Raw genomic sequence first — 25,269 nt, 5'->3', positions numbered from 1 at the left:
ACCCCTGAACATGTCGGCAGGTCATTTTTATCCTGCCGACATTTCTGGAAAGCTATTGGTTAAGATGATCTTCAGAGCTTTCTCATGAGACGGTTTAGCGAAGATGTCGTAGGCGCTAAGTATCTCGCCAAATGGAAAGCGGTGAGTGATGAGTTGCCGAGGAAGGAGCCTTCCTGACACCACCGATTTGAGCAACAGCGCGGTGGTTGTCGCATCCACCAGCCGGGTGGTGATGGTGATGTTCTGGTTCCATAGCCGCTCCAGATGCAAGGGCACGCTTTGTCCATGCACGCCGATGTTGGCGATGTGCCCGCCGGGGGCGATGATGCTTTGACAGATTTCAAATGTCTCCGGCAGTCCCACCGCCTCAATGGCCACATCAACACCCCGGCCCATGGTCATCGCCATGGCCTTTTCCACTGTCCCTCGATTACTGCTATTCACCAGCCTAGTGGCACCAAGTTTTTTGGCCACATCCAGCCGATGCTCGTCATGATCTATCACGATGATATCCGCAGGTGAATAGAATTGGGCTGTCAACAAAGCTGCCAATCCGATGGGGCCAGCGCCAATGATGGCCACACTGTCTCCAGGCCTTACACAACCGCTGAGCACCCCGCATTCATAACCGGTGGGGAGGATGTCACTGAGCATCACCATCGCTTCCTCATTCGCATTTTCGGGGATAGGGTGCAGGCTGTTATCAGCAAAAGGGATGCGGACAAATTCAGCCTGGGTACCATCAATGGTATTTCCTAACATCCATCCACCCTTTTCACAGTGGGAGCACATCCCTCGGCGACAAAACTCACAGTGACCACAGGCGGTGATGCAGGAAATAACGACAAGGTCTCCGCTTTTAAACCTCACGACGCCAGATCCTGCCTGCACTACCACGCCGATGCCTTCATGCCCGAGGACCCGGCCTTCTGCCACGGTTGGCACATTGCCTTTGAGGATGTGCAGATCGGTACCGCAAAGAGTCGTTTTTGTTATACGTACGATGGCGTCCGTGGCTTCCTGGAGGACTGGTTGAGGCACATCCCCCAGAGATTTTTTTCCCGGCCCTTGATAAACGAGTGCTTTCATACAGTGTATCTCACTTATGAAATTTCGTTGTGGTTGAGCTTTGTTTTCATGATCATCTGATAGCTTCTGGCCACTAGATTCCGCAATGGGGTGAACACCCCACCTAGGCAGTTGTAACGGTTGCTCAAATGATTGTTACCTGCACACTGCTCTCAATGATGCCTGTGGCGATGGCGTAACGAGTCAGCCTGGCCGTGTCATGAATGTTGAGCTTATGCATGAGGGACTGCCGATGTTTTTCTACCGTCTTGATGCTGATATTCAGTTCTTCTGCCGTTTCTTTATTCGCATTCCCCTCGGCGATGAGTTGAAGCACCTCCATTTCACGGGAGGTCAATGGTGAGGCTGTTTTTCTAACATTCGGGTCTCCTCGCTGTGATGATTTCTGCTGTAGCAGTCGTCGTGAGATGCTGGGACTAAAGAAGGAATGGCCTTGATGAATCTTACGTATCGCTTCCGGCAGGACGCGTGCCGCTGTTTGTTTGATGAGGTAACCAGAGGCACCCAGGGTCATAACCAGATTTACATAGGCATCATCACTGTGAGCGGAGAGGATGAGTATTTTGGTGGCAGGTTTCTCCGCAAGAATTTGGCGTGTGGCTTCAAGACCGTTTAGCAGAGGCATCGCGATGTCCATCACCACCAAAGCCGGGGAAAGTTTGCGAGTCAGTTCCACCGCTTGGCGTCCGTTTTCAGCCTCGCCGATGACTCGCATGTCACCTTCCAGTTCCAGAAGCGCCCGTAGTCCTTGCCGGACGATGGTGTGGTCTTCTGCCAGCAACACGGTTATTCGTTCTATGGGCATTTGAGGGAAAGGTTAGGGGTTTTCTTTTTCGCGATCCTGCCAGCACGAATGCTGTGAGGAATCTCCACCAACAGTGTGGTTTCTTTTCCCAGTTCCGACTTTACACAAAAGGTACCTCCGACCATTTCCACCCGCTCTCGCATGCCTAACAAACCCAGCCCCTTGCTGCTCCGGGCGAATACGGCGCCTTCCACCTTGAAGCCCTGGCCGTTATCATGAATCTCCATCTGAATGCTGTGCCTGGCTTTGCGAATGATAACCGTTGCGCGACTAGCTTTCGAGTGGCGGGCTATGTTAGCCAGAGCTTCCTGAGCCACCCGGTACAGCATAGTACGGGTGACGCTGCTGAGCTGTTCTACCCCGGCGAAGGTTGTGAGTTCTACGCGGATCCCAGTCCTTTCCATGAAGCCTTTCATGGATGACTGAAGGGCAGGGATGAGGCCAAGATCATCCAACATTGCCGGGCGCAAATCACGGGCGAAGCGATGCACGATGTCCACGGATTTGGCCACCAGCCGCTGGGTCACCACAATCTTCTGGCGCATCTCTTTAATGTTAGCCGTATTCAGAGTTTGCAGGCCGGCCAGCCGGAGGTTGATGCTGGCGAGGGTCTGCGCCACGACATCATGCAACTCGCGGCTGATCCTTTTTCGCTCTTGCTCTTGGGCAGACAAAAGCTGGCGTGAGAGATGCCGCAGTTCCTCCTGAAGATGACGCGATTTTTCCAACAATTGGCTGGAGGTCTTTTCACTAGTGCGAAGGGAATCCTCCACCGCTCTCCGCTGAATGATTTCTTTTTTTAATTCCTGGTTAGTATTGGCCAATTCTACCGTCCGCAGGGTCAGGGTTTCGATAGTGCGTTTTAGCTGAGCATTGGCATCACGTGCACCACGATGCGTTTCTTCAATGGGGGCAATGGCCTCAGCAAAAAAAGCGCCTGCACGTTTCGACCTTTGGTCCAGATTCCGAGCAGAGGCTTTCGGGAGAACGAGGCTGATCAATGCGTCTTCATGGATCCTGGCCAAATCCAGGGTTTCCAGGCCGAGCTTAACAGCGCGCAATCCCTGCCTCCGCGCGGACTCAAGGCTATGAGCTTGCGTTTCTACCAGATGCTTGCGCAAGGCGGGCAGATATCCTGGCAGTCGGGAATGAGGTTTAGTTTTCATACACGACGCCGTATTCCCGGACAAAACGGTTAATGATGGTGACCGAGTCCTTCACCAATCCTTGGGTCACAGACATGGCTTTCTCAAACTCCTCGTCATTGATGGAAAGTTCTTTGTCTAGAGACAGCAGCCGGACGTGAATGGAAAGCAGGGTCTGGGCAATTTCGCTCTGCAGTCCCTTGCTCATCTTGTGACGTTCTTCCTCGTCGGAAGCAAGAATCTGCCGGACAAGATCCTGCAGATGTTCTTGCAAGGCCTGGGATTCCTTGAGCAGCCTTGCCGCCAGGATGCGGCTCGTCTTCAATTCTCTCTCTGCCGCCTTGCGCTGCTGCACGCCTTCCTTCAGTTGCAACTTGGAGGTAGCAAGGTTCAGGATGCACTGTGCCAGTTCCCCATTCAGGTCTTTCAAGTCGGCATTACTCTTCTGCGCAGCCGGATGTGTACTCTCAATCCCGCGAATAGCCTCCGCAAAAAAAAGTTCCGCGCGATTAGTCATTATTTGGCGCTTTGTAGCCTGCCAGTCAGGCAGAAGCAGGGCCTGGAGCGCATCATTATGCACCTTCACCATGCCAAGAGTCTCCATCTTTAAAATGACCGCCAGCTTGCCGACTTCGCCCGCAGCCAAGAACCCAGCCTGGGGACCTTTGGACAAATGAGTGTGCAAGGCCGCCAAATACTTTTCAGCAAGCCCGCCAGCGGGGGAAGGTTTCATGGTTAGAAGAATGAAAATCAGAATCCTAACTAGAAACGAGTATGCCACGCATTTTGGCCCTGGGGTGTTTACCCCATCGGCACCTGCTGCTCGGGCCACGATGATAAGGTATGAAACTCCATCTCCTCAAATATGGCTCCCTCCCGCTTTTCTTCGCCATAGGACTTCTTGGCAGCAGTTGCGCTGTCAACCCGCAGCCTTATGCAGATTTGAAAAAAGCTCAGCAATCTCAGCCTGCACCGCCGGATTATGTTTCCTTTTGGATCGGTGACAGCCTGGAAGGGAGCCCGTCCGTGCGAATCAGCCTCGCCAAGAAAAGGGCCTATCTTTACAAAGGTGATGAACTGGCAGGCGTATCCCTTATTTCAACCGGGCGTGAATGGACGTCACCTGCGACCGGAAATTTTCGCATTTTGGAAAAGGACGCCAAGCACCGCTCCTCCTTGTACGGTGATTATGTGAATGGAGCTGGAAGCATTGTACACAAAAACGTGGATACCCGACGGGATCCTCGGCCTAAAGGAACTCGCTTTGTGGGGGCCAGCATGCCTAGATTCATGCGCATCGGTAACGGTATTGGATTGCATGAAGGATTCCTGCCCGGTTACCCGGATACGCACGCCAGCATCGGTATGCCTGCTTACATGGCCGCGGCATTCTTCCGCACGGTATCCGTTGGTACACCCGTCAGTATTGAGCCCTAACGCCATCCCATGGCTATCTTCTACCAGGACGGCCCGAAAGAATAATCACAACCAGCACCGAATAAGATCGCACCGCTGAATTAAAAATCACATCTTGTCATAGTTATGAAATTCACTTCCAATCTCGGTTTATCTCTTCTAGCCATTTACCTCATCATCGTTGGTATCACTGGCACCTTCGGATTGAGCTTGGGTTCTGCCAGTATTCTGGTCCCAGTGCTTGCCCTCATCGCTGGGATACTCATCCTGATGCGCAAGTAAGGCCTTTGCGGGCAACCGGCCGGATACGCTTTCATTCAGTGCAGGTGGGGGATTCAATAATCCTTTCACCAAAGAATAAGCATAGGCATAACCTTCCGGCCGACGGCTGGCGCGTGGACCTGCGATGTTTAAACTCCGCAGACGTCGGCGTTGCACAAACTCGCGGGCGACCACGGCTGCGCGCTCTGGGGAGATCTCGCACCCGTTGATCAGGCGGTAAGGCTTTCTTATTTTTATGCAGTGGGAAGCTGTCAATTCCGTCCCGCCTTCCAGGTCACCAAAATAGATTATGAGGGTGCCATCTGCGGTGCATAAATTCCGGATCGTGCGCGCTTTGTAACCGCCGAGCGTCAGTTCACGCAATGGAAAGCGTGCAGGGATAATTCCGTCCTCATCCACACGCCCAGCGGGGCACCAACCACCACATGGACTGCCGAGATCCAAGGCCGCATCCAGGGCCCCTTGGTCCACGCCAGTTTGGCCGCCGGAAATGATGGTTAAGGTGGTGTTGATCCGCATAAATTGCACTTTTGAAGCTGATCTGACGGCGGATTTCCACAGTCTGATCAAGATCCAAAAGTGATGCGGATCAGGATGAATATCAACTGTTCAATTGAACTTATTTATCAACCCTTTCGGTCACACTCTCTGCGTAAGAGCATGCTGCTTTTTGTAGATCCGGCTGACGAGGGTGATGGCCACCAGAGTCAGGGGAACATCCACAAGGTTGGATGCAATGGAGGCTGATGTAGCCACCTCCAGAGAAGGAAGATCGTTCACCGCCATGCTGGTGCGAAAAGTGATCTGACCCGTGATGTTGGAAAGGATCCACAACGTCCACCACAGTGTCAAAATGCCAGCGCTCTGCTGCATCTGCCAGCGTTGAGGATCGGTGCTGACCTTCCAGATCTCCTTCATCGCCTGGAACGGCCTAACAAGGTTTAAAAATGGAATGAAGTACCAACCTACCGACCAGCCGGGTGTGAACTCCATGTTTTGGGCACCAAATCCGCGACAATTCACATTGGCACGATAAATCCATTTTAGGAAAGTGATGCCGGTGATGATGAACACAACCAAATAAGCGACACCTATCATGGCCTGCCGCTGGTCATTGGCCTCTGCCTCAGCGTCTGTAAAACCACCAGACTTGATCATGGACATCTGTGCAAAGTCGCTCAACAAACTGACAACGACGACGGCAAGCTCCAGCCAGAGCAAGACCTTTAACACTTTGGTCAAGGTCGTGGGATCTTTGGCGAACCGATAAGGCCCTTGATTGGGAGCCCCGAAAACGGAGTTTGCACCTTGGTTCGGGTCCAAAGGAAGAGGCGGCATACCGGGACGATAGGCCGGTGTGGGTTGGTAAACAGCCGTGGGTGGGAAAAGAATAGCTATTGGCTGCCACTCAGCCATCCCTTCACGCCAGAAAAGCGTCCCTTCTCCAAAATGCCCTTCCATCCAAAGTGCCCGGGCCTGATCCTCCTCATAGATTTTTGACTGCCCGCTCCCTGTGGTGATGTGAATAGCGCTCATGCTGGCGGCGATTATTGAGCGGGAACGATTCCTGTCGAGAAATTTCCTAAATCAACTCATCGTCCTACAAATGCCCTTTTCTTGATGGATCATTAGTATCGTTGGCTCAAGAAAACGTCTCTTCCCGTGCCACAAAAGTCTCTGTTCCACCGCTGGTCTGGCGTGTACTGTAATGCTGACGTTTGCGAAGTATCCCTTCTTCATACAATTCGCGGTAATGCATCTTTTTTTCCACTTTCACCTGCCGTTCCCTCAGAGTGAAATCCGCATTGAGCCAGATGCTCTCCGATTCCTTCCCTGGGCCGGTGATCGTCCCCACATGATAAAACTTGCCGTCGCTGCCCTTTGTCCCCTGGGTTAACTGTAAAAGTGTTCCATCTTCCATCGGTGGCAACTCCCGCCCAACAAAGAGCAGACGGTCCTGCAGGTCGAATTGCAGCCCTTTATATAGGGTTTCATTCACAATTACCTCCTCAAGCCCAAGCATCGCAGGAGCGACCAAAAAATCCTGTGACATCCAGACCGTAATCTTCATCTCTGGTTTTATCCTCTCATCCATCATTAAGCTCCGGGATGTGCTCCCGCCCGTACCCGTGGAGAGCCCAGAATCCTTCAATTGCAGTTCATCCAGATGTGCGATTGGGGATCCCACTTCCAAATATTTCCGCAAAAAAGCCGCCCGCTGAGGCTGTAAGTTACCGAAGCGAGCATCCGCTTCTGCCACTGCCTGATCCCAGGTCAAGCCTACCTTTTTGGCCACGCTACAATTGAGTGCTACCGTCTCTAATTCCGTTGTTTGCAGCGGCAGGTCCCGAGCCATTTCCTGCAACAGACGGATGACTTCTTTATCATGTCTGCCGGGCACATAATCCTGAGCGTGTAGCGCCCATGAATAAAACATCAGGCCTAACAGAAGCGTGCAAGATTTCATCACTAAATTCTCCATTAGGCAGCCCTGCAGGTCAAGGCTGGAACTCTGCCACCCTCTGAATACTTAAATCCTGACCCGATGGCAGGCTTCAAATCGGTTTCCACATGGATCTTCAAAAAAGACTGCGTAGTATCCTGGCTCATATTCCATGGGCCCCTCCATGTGACGTGCACCGGCGTGCTTTGCGACCTCTGCGATCTGGTCCACATCCACGCTGCTGCTGGCCCAAAAGGCAATGCAGTTTTGATTAGCCACATGGGCTGGATCCTCTGTCACGCCAAAGAACGCGGTCACGCCAGGGTCCGAACCTTCAAATTGCAGCCAGCCCTGGATTTCCACACGCTGATCGAATCCCAGAGCGGGCAGAAGCATTTCGTAAAAAGGAGTCGCCTCTTGGAGATTCGGGACACGTAAATCGATGTGATCATACAACCGGGTCATGAAGTAAAATCGCAGCAACGACAAACTATAGGCTTACAAAAAGGCAAGCTCACGAAAATCGAAGTGGCAAATCAAGTGAGCCTTAGCGCGGGCTTTCGTAGAAAATGTAATTTGTCGAATAATCACTGAACTCGAAGTACACGCGCTTCTCGCCGTTGTTCTTCACGCCGTCCAGGTTTTCATCCAGCACACCGTAGCCAAAACGGTAGGGGCGCGACACGACATCCGTGGTGGCAGTGGCTGTGGTCAGTTTATCCACCTGGATGAATTTCCGCACCAGTTTCTCCCCGGCATAAACCTCCAGGACTCCATTGACTCCCGTCCAATTCTGAATAGAGCGGCTCATCTGGTTTTGCGATTCCTGGGTGCAGGCGGAGAGCAGGGCGAGCACACCAAAAAGTATAAGGGCTTTCATGCTCTTATGTTGCACTCAGCCAGGGATGGATGCGACTGCAAATGAAGGCGCGTTTTATAGGCCGTCACATTCTGGCCAGGCAGGAAATACAGGGGCAATAAAATACTTTTAATTCCTATTGACACGGTATGATATTAAGCCATAATTGCCGCATCGACCGACTCATTGCCGTGGGAGGTGTGAAGAAATTCATCCTTGTCACTCCATGACCACGCTCCCTACCGCCACTACAGGCAAATTCCAGGCACGGCCAGCCAGCCCTGCCGTCCTCGCGCAGCGAAGCTGCCCGCACCGGTCTCCAACGAGCCATCCCGGCTACACGGCGATTTCGCCTTTCCATCTTTTGTCTGGTGCGGGCGTTAGACAAGCGCCCTGCAATGCAGGGCCTTGACCAGGCAAAGGCCATAGGGGAAGCAGCCCCTCATCTGGGGATGAGGGGCTGCAACTTCTTCAGGGTCCTCATCAATTCCCGCAGTCCAGCGCATCCACTGCCCGGCCATGTAACGCTGAGGCTCCTCCCGTGGCGGAACTGTGGCAATGAAAACATCGCCCATAATCTTTGGCTACCCAACTTCCCCCGAATCATGTCCACCGTGCGAATCTCCTGCTTCGGCATTCTTTTGAAACATCATCTGCTCCGTCACTATGAGGATACAGTGGCGCCGAAACGACGCATGCGTCCTGACATTGAAATGGCGCTTGCCAGCCTGCCAGCCGATTTTCAGATTTCAGCAGAGATGCCTCCCGTCATGCCATCAAGTGCCGGTGGCGAGGAGCAGCACATCACTCTCCAGATTGATGTTAAGAGCGACCAGGGCCACAACGGTCCTTTCAGACTGGATGTGCAGGGCATCCTCGCACGCCGGGCCAGCACCCAGGAAGTTCATCTCATGCCCTTTGGAATGGCGTTGGTGGCCGATAGCTGCATCACCCTGGTCCAGCTTCATCAGGTGCTGAGGAAGCTGGGGCAACAGACGCTGCGAGCCACTGCACATCGGCAGATCCGTATAGGCAGCCTGCATTTTCAGCCGCAGACGCCCCGAAACCTGCCGACACACCATCCGTTATACCCCTCCCGTCATCAGACTGGTTTGCATGGGCAAAGAGGACGGCTGGCACGGAATGAGCTTGCCGCGACGGCGTAGTATTGAGGGCGTCGCCCATGTCTCCCGATGGCCCGCTCATTTGCCCGCCCGCTGGACCTAACAAAGAGATATATCTTTATCCAAAGAGCTTTACCGGCTCAAACTCACGCACCTGTTCATAAGCGTGGCCCAGTTGCAAAAGCAGGGCCTCTGACCAGGCGCTACCGATGAAGGAGAGGCCGATGGGTAAATCTGCTACCATGCCCATCGGCACGGTGAGGTGGGGATACCCGGACACGGCGGCAGTGGAGCCAAAGACACGGTCATTGGCATCCCCCATGCCCAGATCAATGCGACCCGAAGGATCATTGGTGGGGCAGATGAGGGCATCCAGGGAATCTTTTTTCAGCGCGGCATCCAGGCCTTCCGGTCCTGCCAGACGAAGGGCCAGCTTGCGCAGTTCTTCAGCTTTGGCCAGATGCTCGGGAGTTCCGCGGGTTTCGGCCTCGATGAAAAACTCCTGGTTAAAATGCACCATCTCCTGCTCACGAAACTCTTCGTTATACGCGATGAGTTCCGCCAATGACTTCACCACACCACCGCGCCCCGCTAGATACTGGTTCAGGTCCTGGCGAAACTCCGTGAGCATGGCCACCCAGGCTGCGGAGTCGGATTCACGATGATGAGGGATGGTGACGCCTTCAACCAGGATAGCTCCTGCGGCAGAGAGCTTTTCTAAAGTCTGCGCGAAGAGCTTCTTCACCTTGCGGTTTTTACCACTGTGAGAATGCAGCACGCCGAGACGCTTCCCTTTCAAGCCATCTGGAATGAGGTTAAACGTATAGTCATTTTCCACCTGAGCCTTGGCGGTGTAGGGATCCCGGTCATCCTTCCCGGCCAGGACATTCAGCAGCAGGGCCGCATCCCACACGGTCTGGGTCATGGGGCCAGGGGTATCCTGCCAACGGGTAATAGGGATGATGCCTGCACGGCTGATGAGACCGACCGTGGGCTTCAGCCCGACGATGCCACAGGCGCTGGCGGGACTGACGATGGAACCGTTCGTCTCCGTGCCAATCGCGGCTGCACAAAGCCCAGCCGCCACCGCCACGGCGGAGCCGCTGCTGGATCCGCTGGCACTGTGTGCCAAGTTATGCGGATTCATGGTTAGACCGCCGCGCGCGCTCCAGCCGCTGGTGGAATTTGGGGAGCGGATGTTGGCCCACTCGCTCAGATTCGTCTTGCCCAGAAGGGTGGCTCCAGCCTGACGCAGACGTTTGACCACCGTGGCATCCTGCTTAGGCTTTGGGGCACCTAAAAGAGCCAGAGAGCCTGCGGTGGTTTCCATGGCATCTGCCGTCTCGATGTTGTCCTTGATCAAGATGGGGATGCCCTGAAGGGGACCTTTGCCCGTTGCGGCACCCACATCTGGATTGAGCTCGATGATTGACCGCAATCGAGGTCCGCTTTGGTCCAGGGTTTTGATGCGGTGCAGATAATGCTTCAAGACGCTGTCCGCGCTGAGGCTGCCCTGATGAATTTGCTGCGACAGCTCAGCAATGGTGAATTGCTGACCGCTGGGAATGGCCTCGTCTCGACGGCAGCCTGTCAGAACAGCCAGGCCTGAGCCGATGAATACGCGCCGGTTAATCATGTTTGTTAACCCAGCATCTCAAATTCCAGTCAGGGACGTCAAGCCTGACGCACACTTTTAAAACGTCCCGAATATACGCCCCAGGCTATTTGAGGCCGCCGATTTTGCATCCCTGGGCTTCAGGATGGGGAGTTGTCACCTCTGTTCCTGCCAGCACGGCGTCCAGAGCATCACGGAGCTCCTTCGTTGAGGCGGCACGCTGGCGCTTGGTCGGTCCCAAGTACAGATCGTTGATGCGGCCTTTATAAAGCACGGTGCCTGCGGGGGAAAGGATGACCGCCTCTGGCGTGACGGTAGCCTGCACCTGCCTGGCCAGCCGCTGATCCTTGTCCACAAGTACGGTCGTTTTCACCGCAGCCATATCCGCATGCTGGAGGGCCACTTCCACGGTGATTTCAGAATCCGAGTGCACCAGATACGACGCCGCGCGGTCCGAGTAATCCGCAGCTATGGCATTGATCTCCGGCATGAAAGGACGGGTGGTGGAGCAAAACGGAGAGACGAAAAACAGTACGATGGCCTTTTTATCACCTGCGGCCAAGGGTGTGTGCATCTTCCCGTCGGTACCCTGGAGTTCCAGCGGTGGCTCAGCCGCAAAAAGGCCGAACGAATAGAACAGACACAGCAGGGAGGTGAGGAGCTTCATTGGGACGGGTAAAACGGTGGCAGCAAAGCGCAATCTTTCCGAGTGCCTTCACCAGCAGTCCGTGAGGAGGAAAATTCAGACTTTTCCCCCTCCTGCCGGCTCAACCACTGTTCCGGAGTTCCAAACCCGCCAGTTGACGGTCCCCCTCTCCTGCACTATGCAAACCATATCGGCGCGCTTCCTGCTGCATCGAGTTAACGCAAATCCCACTCTCTCACTAAAATGGTCAAAATCGGCATCAATGGTTTCGGGCGCATCGGCCGCCTCGTTTTTCGCGCAATCTGTGATCAGGGCCTCCTGGGCAAGGAGATCGAAGTCGTCGCCGTCAACGACCTCGTGCCTGCGGACAACCTTGCTTACTTGGTGAAGTATGACTCCACCCAGGGCAAGGCCAAGGAAGAAGTGTCCTCCAAGAAGTCCAGCCCAGACCTCGCTGAAGACGACATCCTTGTTGTTGACGGTCACGAAATCAAGTGCCTAGCCGTCCGTGCAGGCCCATCCGCCCTGCCTTGGAAAGAACTCGGCGTGGACATCGTCATCGAATCCACCGGCCTCTTCACTGAACGCAGCAAGGCTCAGGGTCATATCGACGCCGGTGCCAAGAAGGTCATCATTTCCGCTCCTGGCAAGGAAGAGGACATCACCATCGTCATGGGCGTGAACCATGAGAAGTATGATCCGGCCAACCACCACGTCATCTCCAACGCTTCCTGCACCACGAACTGCCTGGCTCCGGTCGTGCACGTGCTGCTGAAAGAAGGTTTCGGCGTCGCCGAAGGCCTCATGACCACCATCCACAGCTACACCGCCACACAGAAGACTGTGGACGGCCCAAGCGCCAAGGATTGGAAAGGTGGCCGCTCTGCTGCCATCAACATCATCCCGAGCGGCACTGGCGCAGCCAAGGCTGTCGGTCTGGCCATTCCAGAAGTGAAAGGCAAGCTGACCGGCATGTCCTTCCGCGTGCCAACCCCAACCGTCTCCGTCGTTGACCTCACCGTCAAGACTGAGAAGGAAACCAGCTATGCTGAGATCTCCGCCGCCATGAAGAAGGCCAGCGAAACCTACCTCAAAGGCATCCTGAACTGGACAAAGGACGAAGTGGTCAGCACCGACTTCATCCACGACCAGCACAGCTCCATCTTTGACGCTGGTTCCGGCATTGAGCTTAACAGCAAGTTCTTCAAGCTGGTAAGCTGGTATGACAACGAGTGGGGTTACTCCAACCGCGTCGTTGACCTTGTGAAGTACATCGTCAGCAAAGGCCTGTAATTTCGAAAGAAACAGTTCCTGTTCATTTTAACGGGCCGACTCGCAAGAGTTCGGCCCGTTTTCTTTGGCCCGCATGAGGCCTGAGTGCGGACAGAGATGGGCGGATACTTTTACTTTCCGTAAACATCCTTCTCCGCGCGGAAACCATCCTTCACGACGGTCTCGCGCAGATTCTCCTTGGTCACCGCGATGATGGGCAGAAACACGGAGGGCACCTGGACCTTGCCATTGTCACTCACTTCCTGAGCGATGATTGGCCGACCGGATGCCAGCTTGACCGCCAGCGCCGCCGCTTGGGTGGCCAGGAGGGTGAGAGGCTTGTAAACCGTCATCGTCTGCGTGCCGGCGACGATGCGCTGGCACCCAGCCAGATCCGCATCCTGGCCTGTGACGATGACCTTGCCCGCAAGACCTTCCTCGATCAAGGCCTGGATGGCGCCACCTGCGGTACCGTCATTGCTGGCCAGGATGGCATCGATCCCCTGCCCGGCTTTGGTGATGGCTGCGTTGGTGATTTTCTTGGCATTCTCCGGCTTCCAGTCCTCCGCCCAGTCCTCGAAGACGACTTCGATGCGACCGGATTCAATGAGAGGATGGAGGATGTTGTCCTGGCCTTGTTTAAACAGCACTGCGTTGTTATCCGTCTTCGCGCCATAGATGCGGATAAGCCGCAGTTTTCCCTGGGCAGGCAGACGGTCTGCGATGAATTGGGCCTGAGCTTCCCCCACCTTGACGTTATCAAAGGTGATGTACAGATCTGTCTCAGCACCGGTGATCAGCCGGTCATAAGACAGCACGGGGATGCCTTCGGCGTGGGCCATCTCCACCGCGCGGGCCATGGCGGCACCATTGTGAGGGATGATGACGAGGGCATCCACGCCGCGTGTAATGAGGCTCTCAACATCCCGGAGTTGGCGGGTGTCATCACTGTTGGCAGATTCCACCAGCACCTCCGCACCCAGCTCCTTTGCTTTGGCTAAAAACAGGTCGCGATCACCGATCCAGCGCTCTTCCTTCAGTGTGTCCATGCTGAGGCCGATGACCAATCCTTCTCGTCGGGCTTCCGGACTCCCTTTCCCACGTGAAATGACCAAGCCCGAGGCAATACTGAGGATACAGGAGAGAAGAACCAGGGCGATGCGGGCATTCATGACAGGCATGGTTTAGTCAATCTCGCTGCCGATGGCGAGCACAAATCACTTCACCGAGGCCACGGCCATCTGGACATGCTTCAACACCCCTGCGCAGCCATCTTCCAGTAGGTCCAGCACCTTTTCAAAACCATCTGGACCGCCATAGTATGGATCCGGCACCTCCGTCTCTTCATGGCGACTGCAAAATTCGCAAAACAGCCGCACTTTAGTCCCATGCAGGCTTTCCCGGTCAAAGGCGCGCAGATCCTGGTGATTGCTCTGGTCCATCACAAGGATGAGATCGTATTCACCCAGGTCCGTATCTCGCACTTGCCTGGCAAAACTGGTGAGCTCAAAACCCCGCGCTGTGGCAGCAACCATCATCCGCTGGTCCGCTCTCTTGCCCGTGTGCCAGCCGGCCGTGCCTGCGGAATCAATGTGCACCAAATCACCTAAACCTGCCTCCGTGATGACCCGGCGCATCACTCCCTCCGCCGCTGGCGACCGGCAAATGTTGCCGAGGCAGACGAAGAGGAGTTTAAAAGACGGAGAGGGGGACATGGCGGAAGCGTGACACTTGCATCACACGGGATCCAAGCTCAAGCGACAGAAAAGTGACGAGTTACCTCTGCCCGCCAGATGATGGCAGGCAGGGGTGCACGCATCACTTGTTTTACAGCTTCCGTTCCTTCACTTCGGCAGTCACGTCGGCAAGGAAATCGGCCACGGATTTGACACCGAGGTCGCCGCGCTTGGAATGGCGAACGGCGACGCTATTGGCGGCAGCTTCCTTCTCGCCGAGGACGAGCATGTAGGGGACCTTGTCGAGCTGGGCGTTGCGGATCTTGGCACCGATTTTGTCAGCGTCATTGTTCAGCGTCACGCGCAGACCGGCATCGCGGAGCTGGGCATAAATCTCATCGGCAAAGGCGTCCACCTTTTCACTGATGGTGAGGATGCGTACCTGCTCAGGAGCCAGCCAGGTCGGGAAATGACCGGCGAAGTGCTCAATGAGCACGCCACAGAAACGCTCCATGCTGCCGAAGGGAGCACGGTGAATCATCACCGGGCGGTGCGGTTTGTTATCAGGACCGTTATAGCTGAGATCGAAGCGGACCGGCAGCACATAGTCCACCTGCACCGTGCCAAGCTGCCATTCGCGGCCGATGACGTCCTTGATGACGAAGTCGATTTTCGGGCCGTAGAAGGCGGCTTCCCCGGGCTCCTCAGTGAAGGGCACACCTAGGGTGGCGGCGGCTTCGCGGCAGGCGGCTTCGGCCTTATCCCACTGGGCAGGATTGCCAGTGAATTTGGTGCTGTCCGGATCACGCAGGCCCACACGCACGCGGTAGTCTGTCATGCCCAGAGTGTTGAGAACGATCTTGACCAAGCTAAGGCAACCGAGGACCTCGGCAGCCACTTGGTCTTCGGTGCAGAAAAGATGGGCGTCATCCTGGGTGAAACCACGAACGCGGGTGAGTCCGTTCAGTTCACCACTCTGCTCCCAACGATAAACCGTGCCGAACTCCGCCAAGCGGACCGGGAGGTCGCGATAACTGCGGGGCTGGCTGCCGAATATCTTGATGTGGTGCGGGCAGTTCATCGGTTTCAGGAGGAAACCGTCCAGCAACTTTTCAGGATCCATGATGCGGTCCGGACCGATCACCTCGGTGCCAGTACGCTCGTTGAGCTGGCTGGCAAACTGGGCGGAGACTGCATCCAGTCGCGCGGTCATTTCCGCGCAGCCACAGCCTTCGTGGGCGATCTGCTCAAGCTGGTTTTGCTCAACGATAGCCGGGAACTGAGCATCTTTGTAATAAGGAAAGTGACCGCTGGTTTTATAAAGTGCCAGCTTGCCGATATGCGGCGTGAAGACCTGGCTGTAACCCTGCTTCCGAAGCTCTTCGCCGATGAAGTTTTGCAATTCCTGGCGCAGCACTGCCCCGTTGGGAGTCCACAGGATGAGGCCCTGGCCGACGTCTTCATCAATGTGGAAAAGCTTCAGCTCCTTGCCCAGCTTGCGGTGGTCGCGCTTTTTGGCCTCTTCCAGGTTCACAAAGTACGTGTCCAGTTCTTCCTTGCTTGGGAAGGCGGTGCCGTAGAGGCGCTGGAGCTGGCCTTTGGACTCATCACCCAGGTAAAAGGAGGACGAGACGGAAGTGAGCTTGACGTTTTTGCACTTGCCGCTGTAGCCGACATGAGGGCCGGCGCAGAGGTCAATGAAATCGCCGTTCTGGAAGCAGGAGATTTCTTCGCCCTCTGGAATTTTATCAATGAGGTCCAGCTTGAAGACGCTCGGATTGCCAGGGCGCTCAGAAAGTCCACCGAGACGGCCGCTTTCGGCCATGGCCTTGGCTTCATCACGGGAGACGCCCTTCCATTCGAACTTTTGGTTCTCCTTGGCAATCTTCTTCATCTCCGCTTCGATCTTCTCGAAATCATCCGGCGTCACACGGTGAGCCATCTTGAAGTCGTAATAAAAGCCGTTTTCAATCGGCGGGCCGTAGGCGAACTGGGCGTCCGGCCACAGGCGCAGGATCGCTGTGGCCATGATGTGGGCACAGGAGTGGCGCAGGCGCTCGATGTCGGACATCTGGGCGCGTTCTTCAAGGGTCTTGCGTTCGGTTGACATGGGAAAGGGGTGGGCAGTCTGGCGCATGTCGCGAAATTTGCGACATGAGATTTTAGGAAGGTGTACGTAGAAGCCCGTGGCGGAGGCACAGCTGAGCTTAACTTTTCATTCAAGAAAGTCACAAAAATGGAGCTGATAGCCCGCCAACGATAACCCAAGGGTGCTTGGCAGCACTCTCTCAGTTTTGACCTGCCAGCAGGGCCGCAAGAATAGTCTCCACAGGAATGCTGGCGATGGCACTGGCTTTGTCGCTCATGGCATAGGGCAGGAAGAGTTGCTTTCCATGGATGAGCGAGCCGCAGCTATAGACGACATTCGGCACGTAACCTTCACGCTCATGGCCCTCAGGGCTAAGTAGGGGCGCACTCAGGCGACCGATAACGCGAGTGGGGTCGTGAAGGTCCAGCAGGGCGGCGCCGATGCAGTACTTGCGCATGGCACCGACGCCATGGGTAATCACCAGCCAGCCTGCCTCCGTTTCGATGGGGGAGCCGCAGTTACCGATCTTGACGGATTCCCATGCGGCGGCGGGCCGCAGCAGCATCTGCGGGTCATTCCAATAATGGGAGTTATCAGAAAACATGATGAACAAATTTTCATCATCCTGACGCGACAGCATGGCGTACCTTCCATTGATGCGACGGGGAAAAAGGGCCATGCCTTTATTTTGCACCGCATTCCCATTCAGGGTGAGAATGCGAAAGTGCAGGAAATCCTGGGTTTCAATAAGCTGAGGCAGGATGGCACGTCCATTATAGGCTGTGTATGTAGCACAGTAAGTGACCGTGCCGTCATCTTCCGTAAAGCGGACAAAGCGCGCATCTTCGATGCCGTTGCTTTCATTTTTAGACACCGGAAAGATGATGCGCTCACTCAAGGCCAGCTTGGGCGAAAACTGCAGCTCGTAATTGGAATCCGCCAGCCACTGGATACACTCCAAGGTGCTCTGACAATCATGACTGGAGGACTGTGTTTCGCATTGGATACGCGCCACAGAGGTGGCGAGATCCGTGCGAGAAAACTGCTCCCCCAACGGATTCATGACGGCAGTGGCGCTTTCGTTGTTAAAGCCCATTTCATTCAGCTTGATGAGAAAGCGGTCTTTGCGGTACGTGGGGTTGGTCACCACCTGTGGCACAGTGACGTACCGTGAAACTCCGGCGAAGCTGATGTCTCCCTGCGGAGAAATGAGGCCATCGCGAAACTCAATGGAGGAGATGTGCCCTTCCCCAGTGGCGCGCAGGCTCATGATGAAACGCAGCCCACCCACCTCCACACCATTTTGATCGGGATGAGGCACGATGGATGGATTGAATAGAGCAGCAGATTCCAGAGCATATTCCCCAGAGAACAATGCACCGATGAGCAACTGCCTTTCACGTGAAAGGGGCCGCTGGGTGAAGATGTGCTCCTGCACCCGGTGGTAATGATCCATCAGCGGTTCTTCAATATCATAATGTCGGGCATCGAACTCCTCATGCACAGCCTGCAGTTCCTGGATGACCTCCTCTTCCGTCAGGGCCAGAGCGCGGCCAATGACAGTGGCGATGCGCTGGGCATCCGAAGAAATAAAAGGCCGGATGATAACTCGCGCGCTTTCAGGCAGCAGAGTGATTTCATGCCGACGCATGCGAAGGGAATTCATGGGCGAGGAGTGTAGGAAAGAGCGTTGAGGGATTCAGCGTGACTCATTTCAGCAAGTGACAGGTGGAAGGCGAGTGAAGACTCCGCTCCCTGGTTTTCATTCACGCGGTCGCTATGCAGACCGTCGTAGCAGCCGCCATTGCCAGAGTCATAAAGAGGGAGCCCCAGGTCATTGCGGCCCAGGAACCATTCAAAGGCACGTTTGGCCTCACGCGCCCAAATGGCATCCTGGGTGGCACGGAATGCCTCCAGGCAGGCAGACACCATAGCCTGTGCCTCCACTGGTTGCTGGTCGAAGTCTGCACGGGCACCGTCTTTGACATAAAAACCATTGCTGCCGATGGGGCGGAAGTGCCCCGCTTGAGTTTTCTGGATGGATGCCAGCCAGCCCAGGGACTTTAAGCCGATGTCCAGGGCCTCCGCATCGGGGATGTTCTGACCGCTGAGGATGAGTGCCTGGCTGAGGCGGGCATTGTCATAAGTGGCGCTGTTTTCAAACCAAGGCCAGTCATCAGTGGAATAGGCCTTCCATAACATCACCAGCCTGGCCGTCAGCTCGGCACGCAGTGATAGGGCCAGAGTATCCAACGGAAACTCGCGAAGGTATTCATGGAGGCCTAACAAAGTGAATGCCCACGTCCGTGGTGAGGTGAAGGCGTCCACGGCAGCAAGACCATGTTGAAAAAGATACGCGGACAACCGCCGACGACCTTCACTGCGGGACCTGGCAGCACCGATGCCCAGAGCCCACAGGGCGCGACCATGGCTATCCTCGCTGCCCGCTTCCTCCAGCCATACGCGGCTATGGCTCATGAAATTACGGAAGCGACCCGTATCCCTGTTCAAGGCGGAGGCGAGAAAGGCCAGGTAAGTGGTGGCCATACCCTCCAGTTTTTCATGGACGGATTCTGCCCCCAATTCATCCAGAAGGTTGCACAGGATAAAGGCACGAGCGGTGTCATCCGTGCAGTAGCCATGATGAAAATCCGGCACGTTGTAAATGGCGTGCTGAAAGATGCCAGTGCCATCACTCATGTGGATGATGTGGTCCAGCCGAAGCGGTGGCAGCGCATAGGGCCGACTGCCCAGAGTCCAACCTGCAAAGGCTGTACGCGGAACGGTTTTACGATCCGCACGTGCATGCTGAAAAGACTCAATGTAACGCTTCGCCACGGCAGGCCAGATCATCTCACGGCCCATTTCATAAGCTTTAACACGCGTTTTTTCCAGTCGTGCCGGATCGTTAAAATAGGCGCAGACACCGCCTGCAATGGCTCCGGAATCATGAAACGGGACGAGGCTGCCGCGATCATCCGCCAGCAGTTCCTGGGCATGCCAGTAAGGCGTGGAGACGACGGCCTTCCCGGCACCAAAAACGTAAGCCAGCGTGCCGGAGGTGATCTGCGCCTCATTGAGATACGGAGTGAGATAAATGTCAGTGGCTCCGATGAATTCCGTCAAGTCTTCAGGGGAGACAAAGCGGTTGTAAAAAATGACGTGCTCCTTCACCCCGCGTTCCTCAGCCAGTCGCTCCAGGCTCAGGCGATAGCGCTCACCCTCTTTGGCGATGAGATGCGGATGCGTGGCCCCTAGGATGAGATAGACCACATTAGGATGCTGGCGGACGATCTCCGGCAATGCTTCAATGGCGTATTCGATGCCCTTGCCCGGCCCCAGCAGGCCAAAGGTGAGGAGTACCTTACGACCTTCGACTCCGAACTGAGCCTTGGAAAGGCTGGAATCCATGAAAGGAATGTCCGGAATGCCATGTGGGATGATGTCGATCTTGGCTTCCGGTACGGCATACGTTTCTCGCAAAATTTCCGCACCTTTGCGGGCCATGACCACCAGGCGGTCACTGCGCTGTACGAGCTCATTCATGACCTTGCGCTGAGCAGGATTTGGCGAACTCAGAATCGTATGCAGGGTCGTCACTACCGGCATACGCACCTCTTTGAGCAATGCCAGAAGATGGCTGCCCGCAGGGCCACCATAGATGCCGAATTCATGCTGCACACACAGCACATCGGCGTTGTTAAAATTCAGGTAGTCAGCGGCGCGACGGTAGGAATCCAGATCCTTTTCCTGCAATTCAAATCGAACACGTGGAGGATACTTATATCCTTCGGCACGGTCATTAACTGCCCCAGTATAGCATTCCGTTGCGGGTGCGGCAGAACTGACCGCTTCACAGAGATCATGCGTGAATGTGGCGATCCCGCACAGCCTCGGCAAATAGTCGCCTAAAAAAGCGATCCGAGCTGGGAGAGCAGAACTGCTCAGGAGAAACCTTTCAAGTGCTGCAACATACCGTCACTTACACTGTCAGGAGAGCTAAGCAATGGGGTATTCAACCCACATCGCCCAGCTCAAGGACTTTCTGTAAAACCCACCTACCGAATAAGCAGAGCTTAAGGTTTGCGCGACGTTGGTGCCGGCTTTGGCTTTTCCTTTTTCGGCTTTTTAACTTCTTTTTTGTGAGCGTTGTTGCCTTTGGCCATATAATCAGGGGTTGTTTGTCGGACGTTGATCGATACGCCAAATAATGTCCTCTGTAAACAGGGACCCGAGCCGTAGAGCAGTTTTCAGCGCCAACCTTTCACCCGGATTTGGCGGGGCTGCTAAACCTTCGTGCCCTTGCTCTTGTCGAGCCCCCAAACTTTCGCATAATGGTGGGCAAGTCTCAGTTTTTGCGCGACTTTCACCGGAATGGCGTAGGGGTAAAGTTCGGATTCGCCGATGCTATTGGAGACTTCATTGAGAACTTTGGACAGGCAGATCCACCGCTGCAACCAGGCGAGGAACTCGTCATTGGCCGCGGGTTCATGCTTGAGGATGGTTGGAAGAAATCCGGCCTCTACTGGCAGCATAACGAGGGGCAGAGCCATGTGCCTGACCTGGATGCCCATGCTCTCGCAAGTTTCCAGCCCGTCGGTGATCTGAAGATAATGCGCCCATGTCTCCGCCCAGTCTTCCCAGGGATGTGAGGCTGCATAGCCAGTGATGAAACTGGTCTCCCACCCTGCGACGGGTCCCTTTTGATAATGATTTCCCAAGGCGACGGCGTAATCCACCCACTCATCCCCAAAACGCTCACGAAAGGCCATGCGCAGTGGATCCTCCCAGGACAGTTCAGAGAGGAAACGCTGCCAGAGGTAGTGGGCGCTCTCATGGCGGAAATGGCCAAGGAGGGTGCGGCTGTTTTCACCCAGCTGCTGGCGGTTGATCTGGCGATAGGTATCGTCTGCCTCCTCTAGATTCACTGTGATCACGCCGTTGAGATGGCCAGTGGTAACCGTGGGATTGGACAGCGTGCTGACAATGTCAAAAGCCAAGCCGGCTTTCGGATTCATCGCCTTTGAAGGCAGGGTGATGCCGATGCGACGAAGAGTGTAAATGAGTCGCCGTTTAGCCATCTCCATCTTGCCCCAGAGCATCAGATTGCGGCCCCAGTTCAAGTCGGGGATGGTGCGGTTCATCCGGCAGGCCAGGCATAGTTTCTCCGGCGCGGCGGCGGACAGTAGCCAGTTACACACCTTGTGTTTGACGCCGTTTTCACAGAGCTTCATGCCGCCTTTCGGCTCCAACCGCACCATGACGCCGCGATCTGGGTCATAACCGACATCGTGGTCACACTTCGGGCAATGCGTACTGCCGAAGACAAGGATATGACCACAAGCGCAGGTGAATCTTTGCATGAGAAAAAAGCAACTCCAGGTGAAGTCACAGTCCTTCCCTTCGCCTCATTTTAATCGTCTGTCATGCACTGGTTGATGCCCTGCCCCATGCCAACAATGCGAATCATTTTCCACCGCTAATTTAGGCATCCAAAGACTGACATCGAGACGATTATTTATCCTGTTCCACAAGGCCTTGCCGTCGTTGTTGGGGAAGGGATGGTCTCGGCATGGAGTTCGGTATTATTGGACGCCTAACAAATGATACATTTTCCACCAGGCATCTGGTCCACAGTTTTTTGTCGGAAGCACTGTAGAAGGTGCCACGCTTCACGCCACGGCCTGCCAGAAAGGGCGGTGTTAAAAGCATGATGACACCTTCGCGGAGCCTGGAAAATTTCCAAGACCTCGACTCCCCCCAAACATCCTCCGTGCAATCGCGTCGGAAACGTGGTTCAGAAAGAGGCTACGAATGTCCGACCGACCTGCCAACTCCACCCCACCTGCTGCCCAGTCGCTTTTTGACCTGGGCATGCCTAGCGCAGAGGGAGAGCATTCCCCTGCCCTGGCGGAAGGGCAACGCATCGCGCGGGTGCAGATCGAGACGGCTGCAGCACTGGAGCTGGATTACGTCATACCGGAGAAGCTGGAGCGGCACATCGGCATAGGCACGCGGGTGATGGTTCCGCTGCAAAACCAACGGGTGGCAGCGGTGGTGATCGAGCTTTTGGAATCTTCCAGCTACAACGCGCGGCTGAAGGAAATCGCTTCGCTGGTAGGCACGCGCCCCATGTTTACCCCGGGACTGCTGAAGCTGGCGCACTGGATCTCCGACTATTATGTGGTGCCGGTGAACCGGGTGCTGAGGACGATGCTGCCACAGGCGGTACGGGAAAAACCGGAAACCTTTCTCACTGACAGCCATCTGAAACTGGCCAAGGAACCGCCGCCGGACATCTTCGAAAAAATGCACGCCAATGCGCCCATGCAGGCCCGCATCCTGGAGAAACTGCGCAGTAACGGCGGGGAAGCCACGCTCAGCGAGCTGCGCCGGGAGCTGCCCCGAGCCACCGCCATCATCAAGCCGCTCCTGAAGGCGGGCTGGATCACCCGCAGTGAGGTGAGGGTGGAGCGGGATCCGTTTCAAACAGAGGAGTTTCTTCCCAGCCAGCCGCTTACACTGACGGAGGAGCAGCAGGTGGCGTATGTAGCCGTGATGAAGGCGATTCACCGCGAGGCGGGCACTGCTGCCAGCGTTGGAGAATCAGTCGAGGCCGGTAAGATCGCAGCAATCGCGGGACAGGCCGAGCGCTCCACGTCCGAGCAGCGCCCGCCCTCCACCCTGCTGCTGCATGGGGTAACTGGCAGCGGCAAGACAGAGGTGTATCTGCAAGCCATCGCACAGGTGTTGGATATGGGCAAAACAGCCCTTGTGTTGGTGCCAGAAATCAGCCTGACTCCGCAGACGATCGAACGTTTCAAAGCACGCTTTTCGGAAAAGTCCGACGCAATCGCCGTGCTGCACAGCCACCTGAGTGATGGGGAGCGGCATGATGAATGGTTCAAGGTACATGAAGGCCGGGCAAAGATCGTCATCGGAGCACGCAGCGCCATTTTTGCACCTTTGGAAAACATGGGCCTTATCATCGTGGATGAGGAGCATGAGCCGTCTTATAAGCAGGAAGATGCACCGCGATACCATGCGCGGGATGTAGCCGTGGTGCGAGGCAGGATCGAGCACTGCGCGGTGCTGCTAGGCTCCGCCACTCCCAGCCTGGAGTCTTTTCAAAACGCCACACTGGGCAAGTATGAACTACTGAACATGACCCGGCGGACGGATGGCAAATCCATGCCCTTGATCCGCATCGTGGACATGCGGCTGGAGCGGCGCAAGGGCACCGAAGTGTCCTTCACCAACACGGGCATCCTTTCACAGAGGCTGCGCATGGCCATCCAGGACCGGCTGACCAAAAAGGAACAGACGATCCTGTTTCTGAACCGGCGCGGCTTTAATACCAGCCTGTCCTGCGTAGCATGCGGGGAGACGGTGCAGTGCCAGGAATGCGCCATCCCGATGACCCTGCATAAAAAGGATAACCGGCTGGTCTGCCACATCTGCGGAGCCCGGCGGGTGCCGCCCAGCAAGTGCCCGAGTTGCAAGGAACCGGGGCTAAAGTATGCCGGCTTTGGCACAGAACGGGTGGAGCAGGCAGTGCGCGAGGTCTTCCCCCAGGCCCGGATGGCCCGCGTGGATACCGATACGATGCAACGGAAGAATCAGCTCCGGGATACTCTGAAGGACTTCCGTGCCCAAAAGCTGGACATCCTCATCGGCACCCAGATGATCGCCAAAGGGCTGGATTTTCCCAACGTGACTCTAGTTGGCGTACTGAATGCGGATACCGCCCTCAACATTCCAGATTTCCGCGCTGCCGAACGCACTTTTCAGCTGCTGGTCCAGGTGGCTGGCCGCTCCGGCCGCGGGGAGGTCAAAGGGGAGGTCTTTGTGCAGACCCACGCTCCGCACAGCCCGGCCATCCAGTTTAGCCGCCACACGGATTACGATGGTTATGCGTTGCAGGAACTGGAGCACAGACTAGCTTTCAAGTATCCGCCTTACACTCATGTGGTGCTGGTGAGCGCACGTGGAAAACACGAAACGCAGGCAGAATTCACCCTGCAGACCCTTTATAAACGCCTGGAGCAGGGGCTGCCCGCCGGCACTATTATGGGTGAACCGACTCCAGCTTCCCTAGCCAAGGCTCACGGCCAGCACCGCTTTCAATTACTGCTGCGCAGTGAGAAAATCCGTGTGCTCTGTGCCCATATCAAGCGTGTGGTGGATGGTCTGACAGTCCCCGCTGATATCTATGTGAGCTGGGATGTGGACCCGATGAATGTGGGGTAACCCGCATGATCAGTTAAAAACAGCCAAATCACGTTCCTGAACAACACGGCTTTGGCGCGTGCTCAGATATTGCACAACCATGAAAAAGCAGCCGAATTGAGACCAAGATTTCCGTGTGTCTGGCTGCCGGGTGATCTGGGCTGCTAGATGAACTTGGAGCTTGATCCAAATGGTGTGATTAAAGCAGTGATTTGCCTCTGAAGTGTGGGCATAAAAAACCCCCTCGCTTCATTGCTGAAGGAGGGGGTATAAACTGGCAGCGACCTACTTTCGCAGGGCCTATCGCCCAACTATCATCGGCGCAACAGCGTTTCACTTCCGTGTTCGGAATGGGAACGGGTGGTGCCACTGTGCCATGACCACCAGACTTCTGATCAGAGGTCATCCAAGCTTGCGCTTGTTTGAACTGGTCAGGTGTCTGAAGGCAAGGAACTCCAAGTTCCCTGACAACTGCATACAGGATAAAAAACAATTTCGGTCAAGGCAGACGGTGTGTCTGATTTGAAATGGAAGCAATGTAAGACAAACGGATGATTAGTATCTCTAAGCTGAACACAT

Annotated in this window: 21 protein-coding genes and 1 rRNA gene; 4 read left to right on the top strand and 18 right to left on the bottom strand. The window is 55.4% G+C overall.

Features of this window, described 5'->3' with window-relative positions:
* Nucleotides 1–27 precede the first annotated feature (27 nt).
* The 4 genes from EI77_RS22015 to EI77_RS22000 all read right to left on the bottom strand — a co-directional run bounded on the left by EI77_RS22015 (nucleotide 28) and on the right by EI77_RS22000 (nucleotide 3,772).
* Nucleotides 28–1,089 carry a zinc-dependent alcohol dehydrogenase family protein gene (locus EI77_RS22015; protein WP_133797474.1) on the bottom strand — a complete coding sequence of 354 codons (1,062 nt, stop codon included), beginning with the start codon at nucleotides 1,087–1,089 and terminating at the stop codon, nucleotides 28–30.
* A gap of 124 nt (nucleotides 1,090–1,213) precedes the next feature.
* A complete protein-coding gene (locus EI77_RS22010) occupies nucleotides 1,214–1,894 on the bottom strand; it encodes a response regulator (protein WP_341806125.1) in 681 nt (226 codons plus the stop codon).
* Entirely contained in the window at nucleotides 1,885–3,060 is a 1,176-nt protein-coding gene (locus EI77_RS22005; RefSeq protein ID WP_133797473.1) for a sensor histidine kinase, read from the bottom strand. The genes EI77_RS22010 and EI77_RS22005 overlap by 10 nt, the downstream gene beginning before the upstream one ends.
* Entirely contained in the window at nucleotides 3,050–3,772 is a 723-nt protein-coding gene (locus tag EI77_RS22000) for a sensor histidine kinase (protein WP_133797472.1), read from the bottom strand. Before EI77_RS22000 ends, EI77_RS22005 begins: the two co-directional genes overlap by 11 nt.
* Nucleotides 3,773–3,882: 110 nt before the next feature.
* Here EI77_RS22000 and EI77_RS21995 point away from each other — a divergent pair, with 110 nt between their 5' ends.
* Nucleotides 3,883–4,476, top strand: a complete 594-nt coding sequence (locus tag EI77_RS21995) for a L,D-transpeptidase family protein (RefSeq protein ID WP_133797471.1) — start codon at nucleotides 3,883–3,885, stop codon at nucleotides 4,474–4,476.
* Between the two features lie 138 nt (nucleotides 4,477–4,614).
* Here EI77_RS21995 and EI77_RS21990 read toward each other — a convergent pair whose 3' ends face one another.
* From EI77_RS21990 to EI77_RS21970, 5 genes are all read right to left on the bottom strand, one after another.
* Nucleotides 4,615–5,256 carry a putative molybdenum carrier protein gene (locus EI77_RS21990; RefSeq protein WP_133797470.1) on the bottom strand — a complete coding sequence of 214 codons (642 nt, stop codon included), beginning with the start codon at nucleotides 5,254–5,256 and terminating at the stop codon, nucleotides 4,615–4,617.
* A 120-nt stretch (nucleotides 5,257–5,376) separates the two neighbouring features.
* Entirely contained in the window at nucleotides 5,377–6,273 is an 897-nt protein-coding gene (locus tag EI77_RS21985) for a DUF4328 domain-containing protein (protein ID WP_133797469.1), read from the bottom strand.
* Between the two features lie 106 nt (nucleotides 6,274–6,379).
* Nucleotides 6,380–7,219, bottom strand: a complete 840-nt coding sequence (locus EI77_RS21980; protein ID WP_133797468.1) for a hypothetical protein — start codon at nucleotides 7,217–7,219, stop codon at nucleotides 6,380–6,382.
* Nucleotides 7,220–7,267: 48 nt separating this feature from the next.
* Nucleotides 7,268–7,669 (bottom strand): VOC family protein, encoded by a 402-nt coding sequence (locus EI77_RS21975; protein WP_243839004.1) that lies wholly within the window; start codon nucleotides 7,667–7,669, stop codon nucleotides 7,268–7,270.
* Nucleotides 7,670–7,727: 58 nt separating this feature from the next.
* Nucleotides 7,728–8,060 carry a hypothetical protein gene (locus EI77_RS21970; protein WP_133797467.1) on the bottom strand — a complete coding sequence of 111 codons (333 nt, stop codon included), beginning with the start codon at nucleotides 8,058–8,060 and terminating at the stop codon, nucleotides 7,728–7,730.
* A gap of 584 nt (nucleotides 8,061–8,644) precedes the next feature.
* On the opposite strand from EI77_RS21970, the gene EI77_RS21965 reads away from it, so the two are divergent.
* Nucleotides 8,645–9,205 carry a hypothetical protein gene (locus EI77_RS21965; RefSeq protein WP_133797466.1) on the top strand — a complete coding sequence of 187 codons (561 nt, stop codon included), beginning with the start codon at nucleotides 8,645–8,647 and terminating at the stop codon, nucleotides 9,203–9,205.
* A gap of 76 nt (nucleotides 9,206–9,281) precedes the next feature.
* Here the strand turns inward: EI77_RS21965 and EI77_RS21960 are convergent, their stop codons facing one another.
* Together EI77_RS21960 and EI77_RS21955 are read right to left on the bottom strand one after the other, a co-directional pair.
* Nucleotides 9,282–10,799, bottom strand: a complete 1,518-nt coding sequence (locus tag EI77_RS21960) for an amidase (protein WP_133797465.1) — start codon at nucleotides 10,797–10,799, stop codon at nucleotides 9,282–9,284.
* Nucleotides 10,800–10,884: 85 nt separating this feature from the next.
* Nucleotides 10,885–11,445, bottom strand: a complete 561-nt coding sequence (locus EI77_RS21955; protein ID WP_133797464.1) for a redoxin domain-containing protein — start codon at nucleotides 11,443–11,445, stop codon at nucleotides 10,885–10,887.
* 222 nt (nucleotides 11,446–11,667) lie between these two features.
* Between EI77_RS21955 and gap the strand changes: the two genes are divergently transcribed.
* Nucleotides 11,668–12,717: a type I glyceraldehyde-3-phosphate dehydrogenase gene (gene gap / locus EI77_RS21950; RefSeq protein WP_133797463.1), complete on the top strand. Its 1,050-nt coding sequence runs from the start codon at nucleotides 11,668–11,670 to the stop codon at nucleotides 12,715–12,717.
* 110 nt (nucleotides 12,718–12,827) lie between these two features.
* On the opposite strand, the gene EI77_RS21945 is transcribed toward gap, so the two are convergent.
* The 6 genes from EI77_RS21945 to EI77_RS21920 all read right to left on the bottom strand — a co-directional run bounded on the left by EI77_RS21945 (nucleotide 12,828) and on the right by EI77_RS21920 (nucleotide 21,824).
* The gene (locus EI77_RS21945) at nucleotides 12,828–13,868 is read right to left on the bottom strand and encodes a sugar ABC transporter substrate-binding protein (protein ID WP_133797504.1); all 1,041 of its coding nucleotides are present in this window, start codon (nucleotides 13,866–13,868) and stop codon (nucleotides 12,828–12,830) included.
* Between the two features lie 45 nt (nucleotides 13,869–13,913).
* Nucleotides 13,914–14,411 carry a low molecular weight protein-tyrosine-phosphatase gene (locus tag EI77_RS21940; RefSeq protein WP_133797462.1) on the bottom strand — a complete coding sequence of 166 codons (498 nt, stop codon included), beginning with the start codon at nucleotides 14,409–14,411 and terminating at the stop codon, nucleotides 13,914–13,916.
* Nucleotides 14,412–14,523: 112 nt separating this feature from the next.
* Complete coding sequence (gene thrS, locus EI77_RS21935; protein ID WP_133797461.1) at nucleotides 14,524–16,482, bottom strand: threonine--tRNA ligase; 1,959 nt, start codon at nucleotides 16,480–16,482, stop codon at nucleotides 14,524–14,526.
* A 178-nt stretch (nucleotides 16,483–16,660) separates the two neighbouring features.
* The gene (locus tag EI77_RS21930) at nucleotides 16,661–18,127 is read right to left on the bottom strand and encodes a glycoside hydrolase family 130 protein (protein ID WP_133797460.1); all 1,467 of its coding nucleotides are present in this window, start codon (nucleotides 18,125–18,127) and stop codon (nucleotides 16,661–16,663) included.
* Nucleotides 18,124–20,409 (bottom strand): glycosyltransferase, encoded by a 2,286-nt coding sequence (locus EI77_RS21925; protein ID WP_133797459.1) that lies wholly within the window; start codon nucleotides 20,407–20,409, stop codon nucleotides 18,124–18,126. Before EI77_RS21925 ends, EI77_RS21930 begins: the two co-directional genes overlap by 4 nt.
* A gap of 338 nt (nucleotides 20,410–20,747) precedes the next feature.
* Complete coding sequence (locus tag EI77_RS21920; RefSeq protein ID WP_133797458.1) at nucleotides 20,748–21,824, bottom strand: zinc-binding metallopeptidase family protein; 1,077 nt, start codon at nucleotides 21,822–21,824, stop codon at nucleotides 20,748–20,750.
* A 451-nt stretch (nucleotides 21,825–22,275) separates the two neighbouring features.
* Between EI77_RS21920 and priA the strand changes: the two genes are divergently transcribed.
* The gene (gene priA / locus EI77_RS21915; RefSeq protein ID WP_133797457.1) at nucleotides 22,276–24,711 is read left to right on the top strand and encodes a replication restart helicase PriA; all 2,436 of its coding nucleotides are present in this window, start codon (nucleotides 22,276–22,278) and stop codon (nucleotides 24,709–24,711) included.
* A 251-nt stretch (nucleotides 24,712–24,962) separates the two neighbouring features.
* On the opposite strand, the gene rrf is transcribed toward priA, so the two are convergent.
* Nucleotides 24,963–25,078, bottom strand: a 5S ribosomal RNA gene (gene rrf / locus EI77_RS21910).
* Nucleotides 25,079–25,269: the final 191 nt, after the last annotated feature.

This window comes from Prosthecobacter fusiformis (genome assembly GCF_004364345.1).
Classification (GTDB): Bacteria; Verrucomicrobiota; Verrucomicrobiia; order Verrucomicrobiales; family Verrucomicrobiaceae; genus Prosthecobacter; species Prosthecobacter fusiformis.
The sequence above is the reverse complement of the archived record's forward strand: the minus strand, read 5'-3'. Positions and strand labels throughout refer to the sequence as shown.

Excerpts from the sequence above, each read along its gene's own strand:
- EI77_RS21995 (WP_133797471.1), top strand. The coding sequence starts at position 3,883 with ATGAAACTCCATCTCCTCAAATATGGCTCCCTCCCGCTTTTCTTCGCC.
- EI77_RS21965 (WP_133797466.1), top strand. The coding sequence starts at position 8,645 with ATGTCCACCGTGCGAATCTCCTGCTTCGGCATTCTTTTGAAACATCAT.
- EI77_RS21920 (WP_133797458.1), bottom strand. The coding sequence starts at position 21,824 with ATGCAAAGATTCACCTGCGCTTGTGGTCATATCCTTGTCTTCGGCAGT.
- EI77_RS21960 (WP_133797465.1), bottom strand. The coding sequence starts at position 10,799 with ATGATTAACCGGCGCGTATTCATCGGCTCAGGCCTGGCTGTTCTGACA.
- EI77_RS21985 (WP_133797469.1), bottom strand. The coding sequence starts at position 6,273 with ATGAGCGCTATTCACATCACCACAGGGAGCGGGCAGTCAAAAATCTAT.
- EI77_RS21930 (WP_133797460.1), bottom strand. The coding sequence starts at position 18,127 with ATGAATTCCCTTCGCATGCGTCGGCATGAAATCACTCTGCTGCCTGAA.
- EI77_RS21980 (WP_133797468.1), bottom strand. The coding sequence starts at position 7,219 with ATGGAGAATTTAGTGATGAAATCTTGCACGCTTCTGTTAGGCCTGATG.
- EI77_RS21955 (WP_133797464.1), bottom strand. The coding sequence starts at position 11,445 with ATGAAGCTCCTCACCTCCCTGCTGTGTCTGTTCTATTCGTTCGGCCTT.
- EI77_RS22000 (WP_133797472.1), bottom strand. The coding sequence starts at position 3,772 with ATGAAACCTTCCCCCGCTGGCGGGCTTGCTGAAAAGTATTTGGCGGCC.
- EI77_RS21990 (WP_133797470.1), bottom strand. The coding sequence starts at position 5,256 with ATGCGGATCAACACCACCTTAACCATCATTTCCGGCGGCCAAACTGGC.
- gap (WP_133797463.1), top strand. The coding sequence starts at position 11,668 with ATGGTCAAAATCGGCATCAATGGTTTCGGGCGCATCGGCCGCCTCGTT.
- EI77_RS21945 (WP_133797504.1), bottom strand. The coding sequence starts at position 13,868 with ATGAATGCCCGCATCGCCCTGGTTCTTCTCTCCTGTATCCTCAGTATT.
- EI77_RS22010 (WP_341806125.1), bottom strand. The coding sequence starts at position 1,894 with ATGCCCATAGAACGAATAACCGTGTTGCTGGCAGAAGACCACACCATC.
- EI77_RS22005 (WP_133797473.1), bottom strand. The coding sequence starts at position 3,060 with ATGAAAACTAAACCTCATTCCCGACTGCCAGGATATCTGCCCGCCTTG.
- thrS (WP_133797461.1), bottom strand. The coding sequence starts at position 16,482 with ATGTCAACCGAACGCAAGACCCTTGAAGAACGCGCCCAGATGTCCGAC.
- EI77_RS22015 (WP_133797474.1), bottom strand. The coding sequence starts at position 1,089 with ATGAAAGCACTCGTTTATCAAGGGCCGGGAAAAAAATCTCTGGGGGAT.
- priA (WP_133797457.1), top strand. The coding sequence starts at position 22,276 with ATGTCCGACCGACCTGCCAACTCCACCCCACCTGCTGCCCAGTCGCTT.
- EI77_RS21940 (WP_133797462.1), bottom strand. The coding sequence starts at position 14,411 with ATGTCCCCCTCTCCGTCTTTTAAACTCCTCTTCGTCTGCCTCGGCAAC.
- EI77_RS21970 (WP_133797467.1), bottom strand. The coding sequence starts at position 8,060 with ATGAAAGCCCTTATACTTTTTGGTGTGCTCGCCCTGCTCTCCGCCTGC.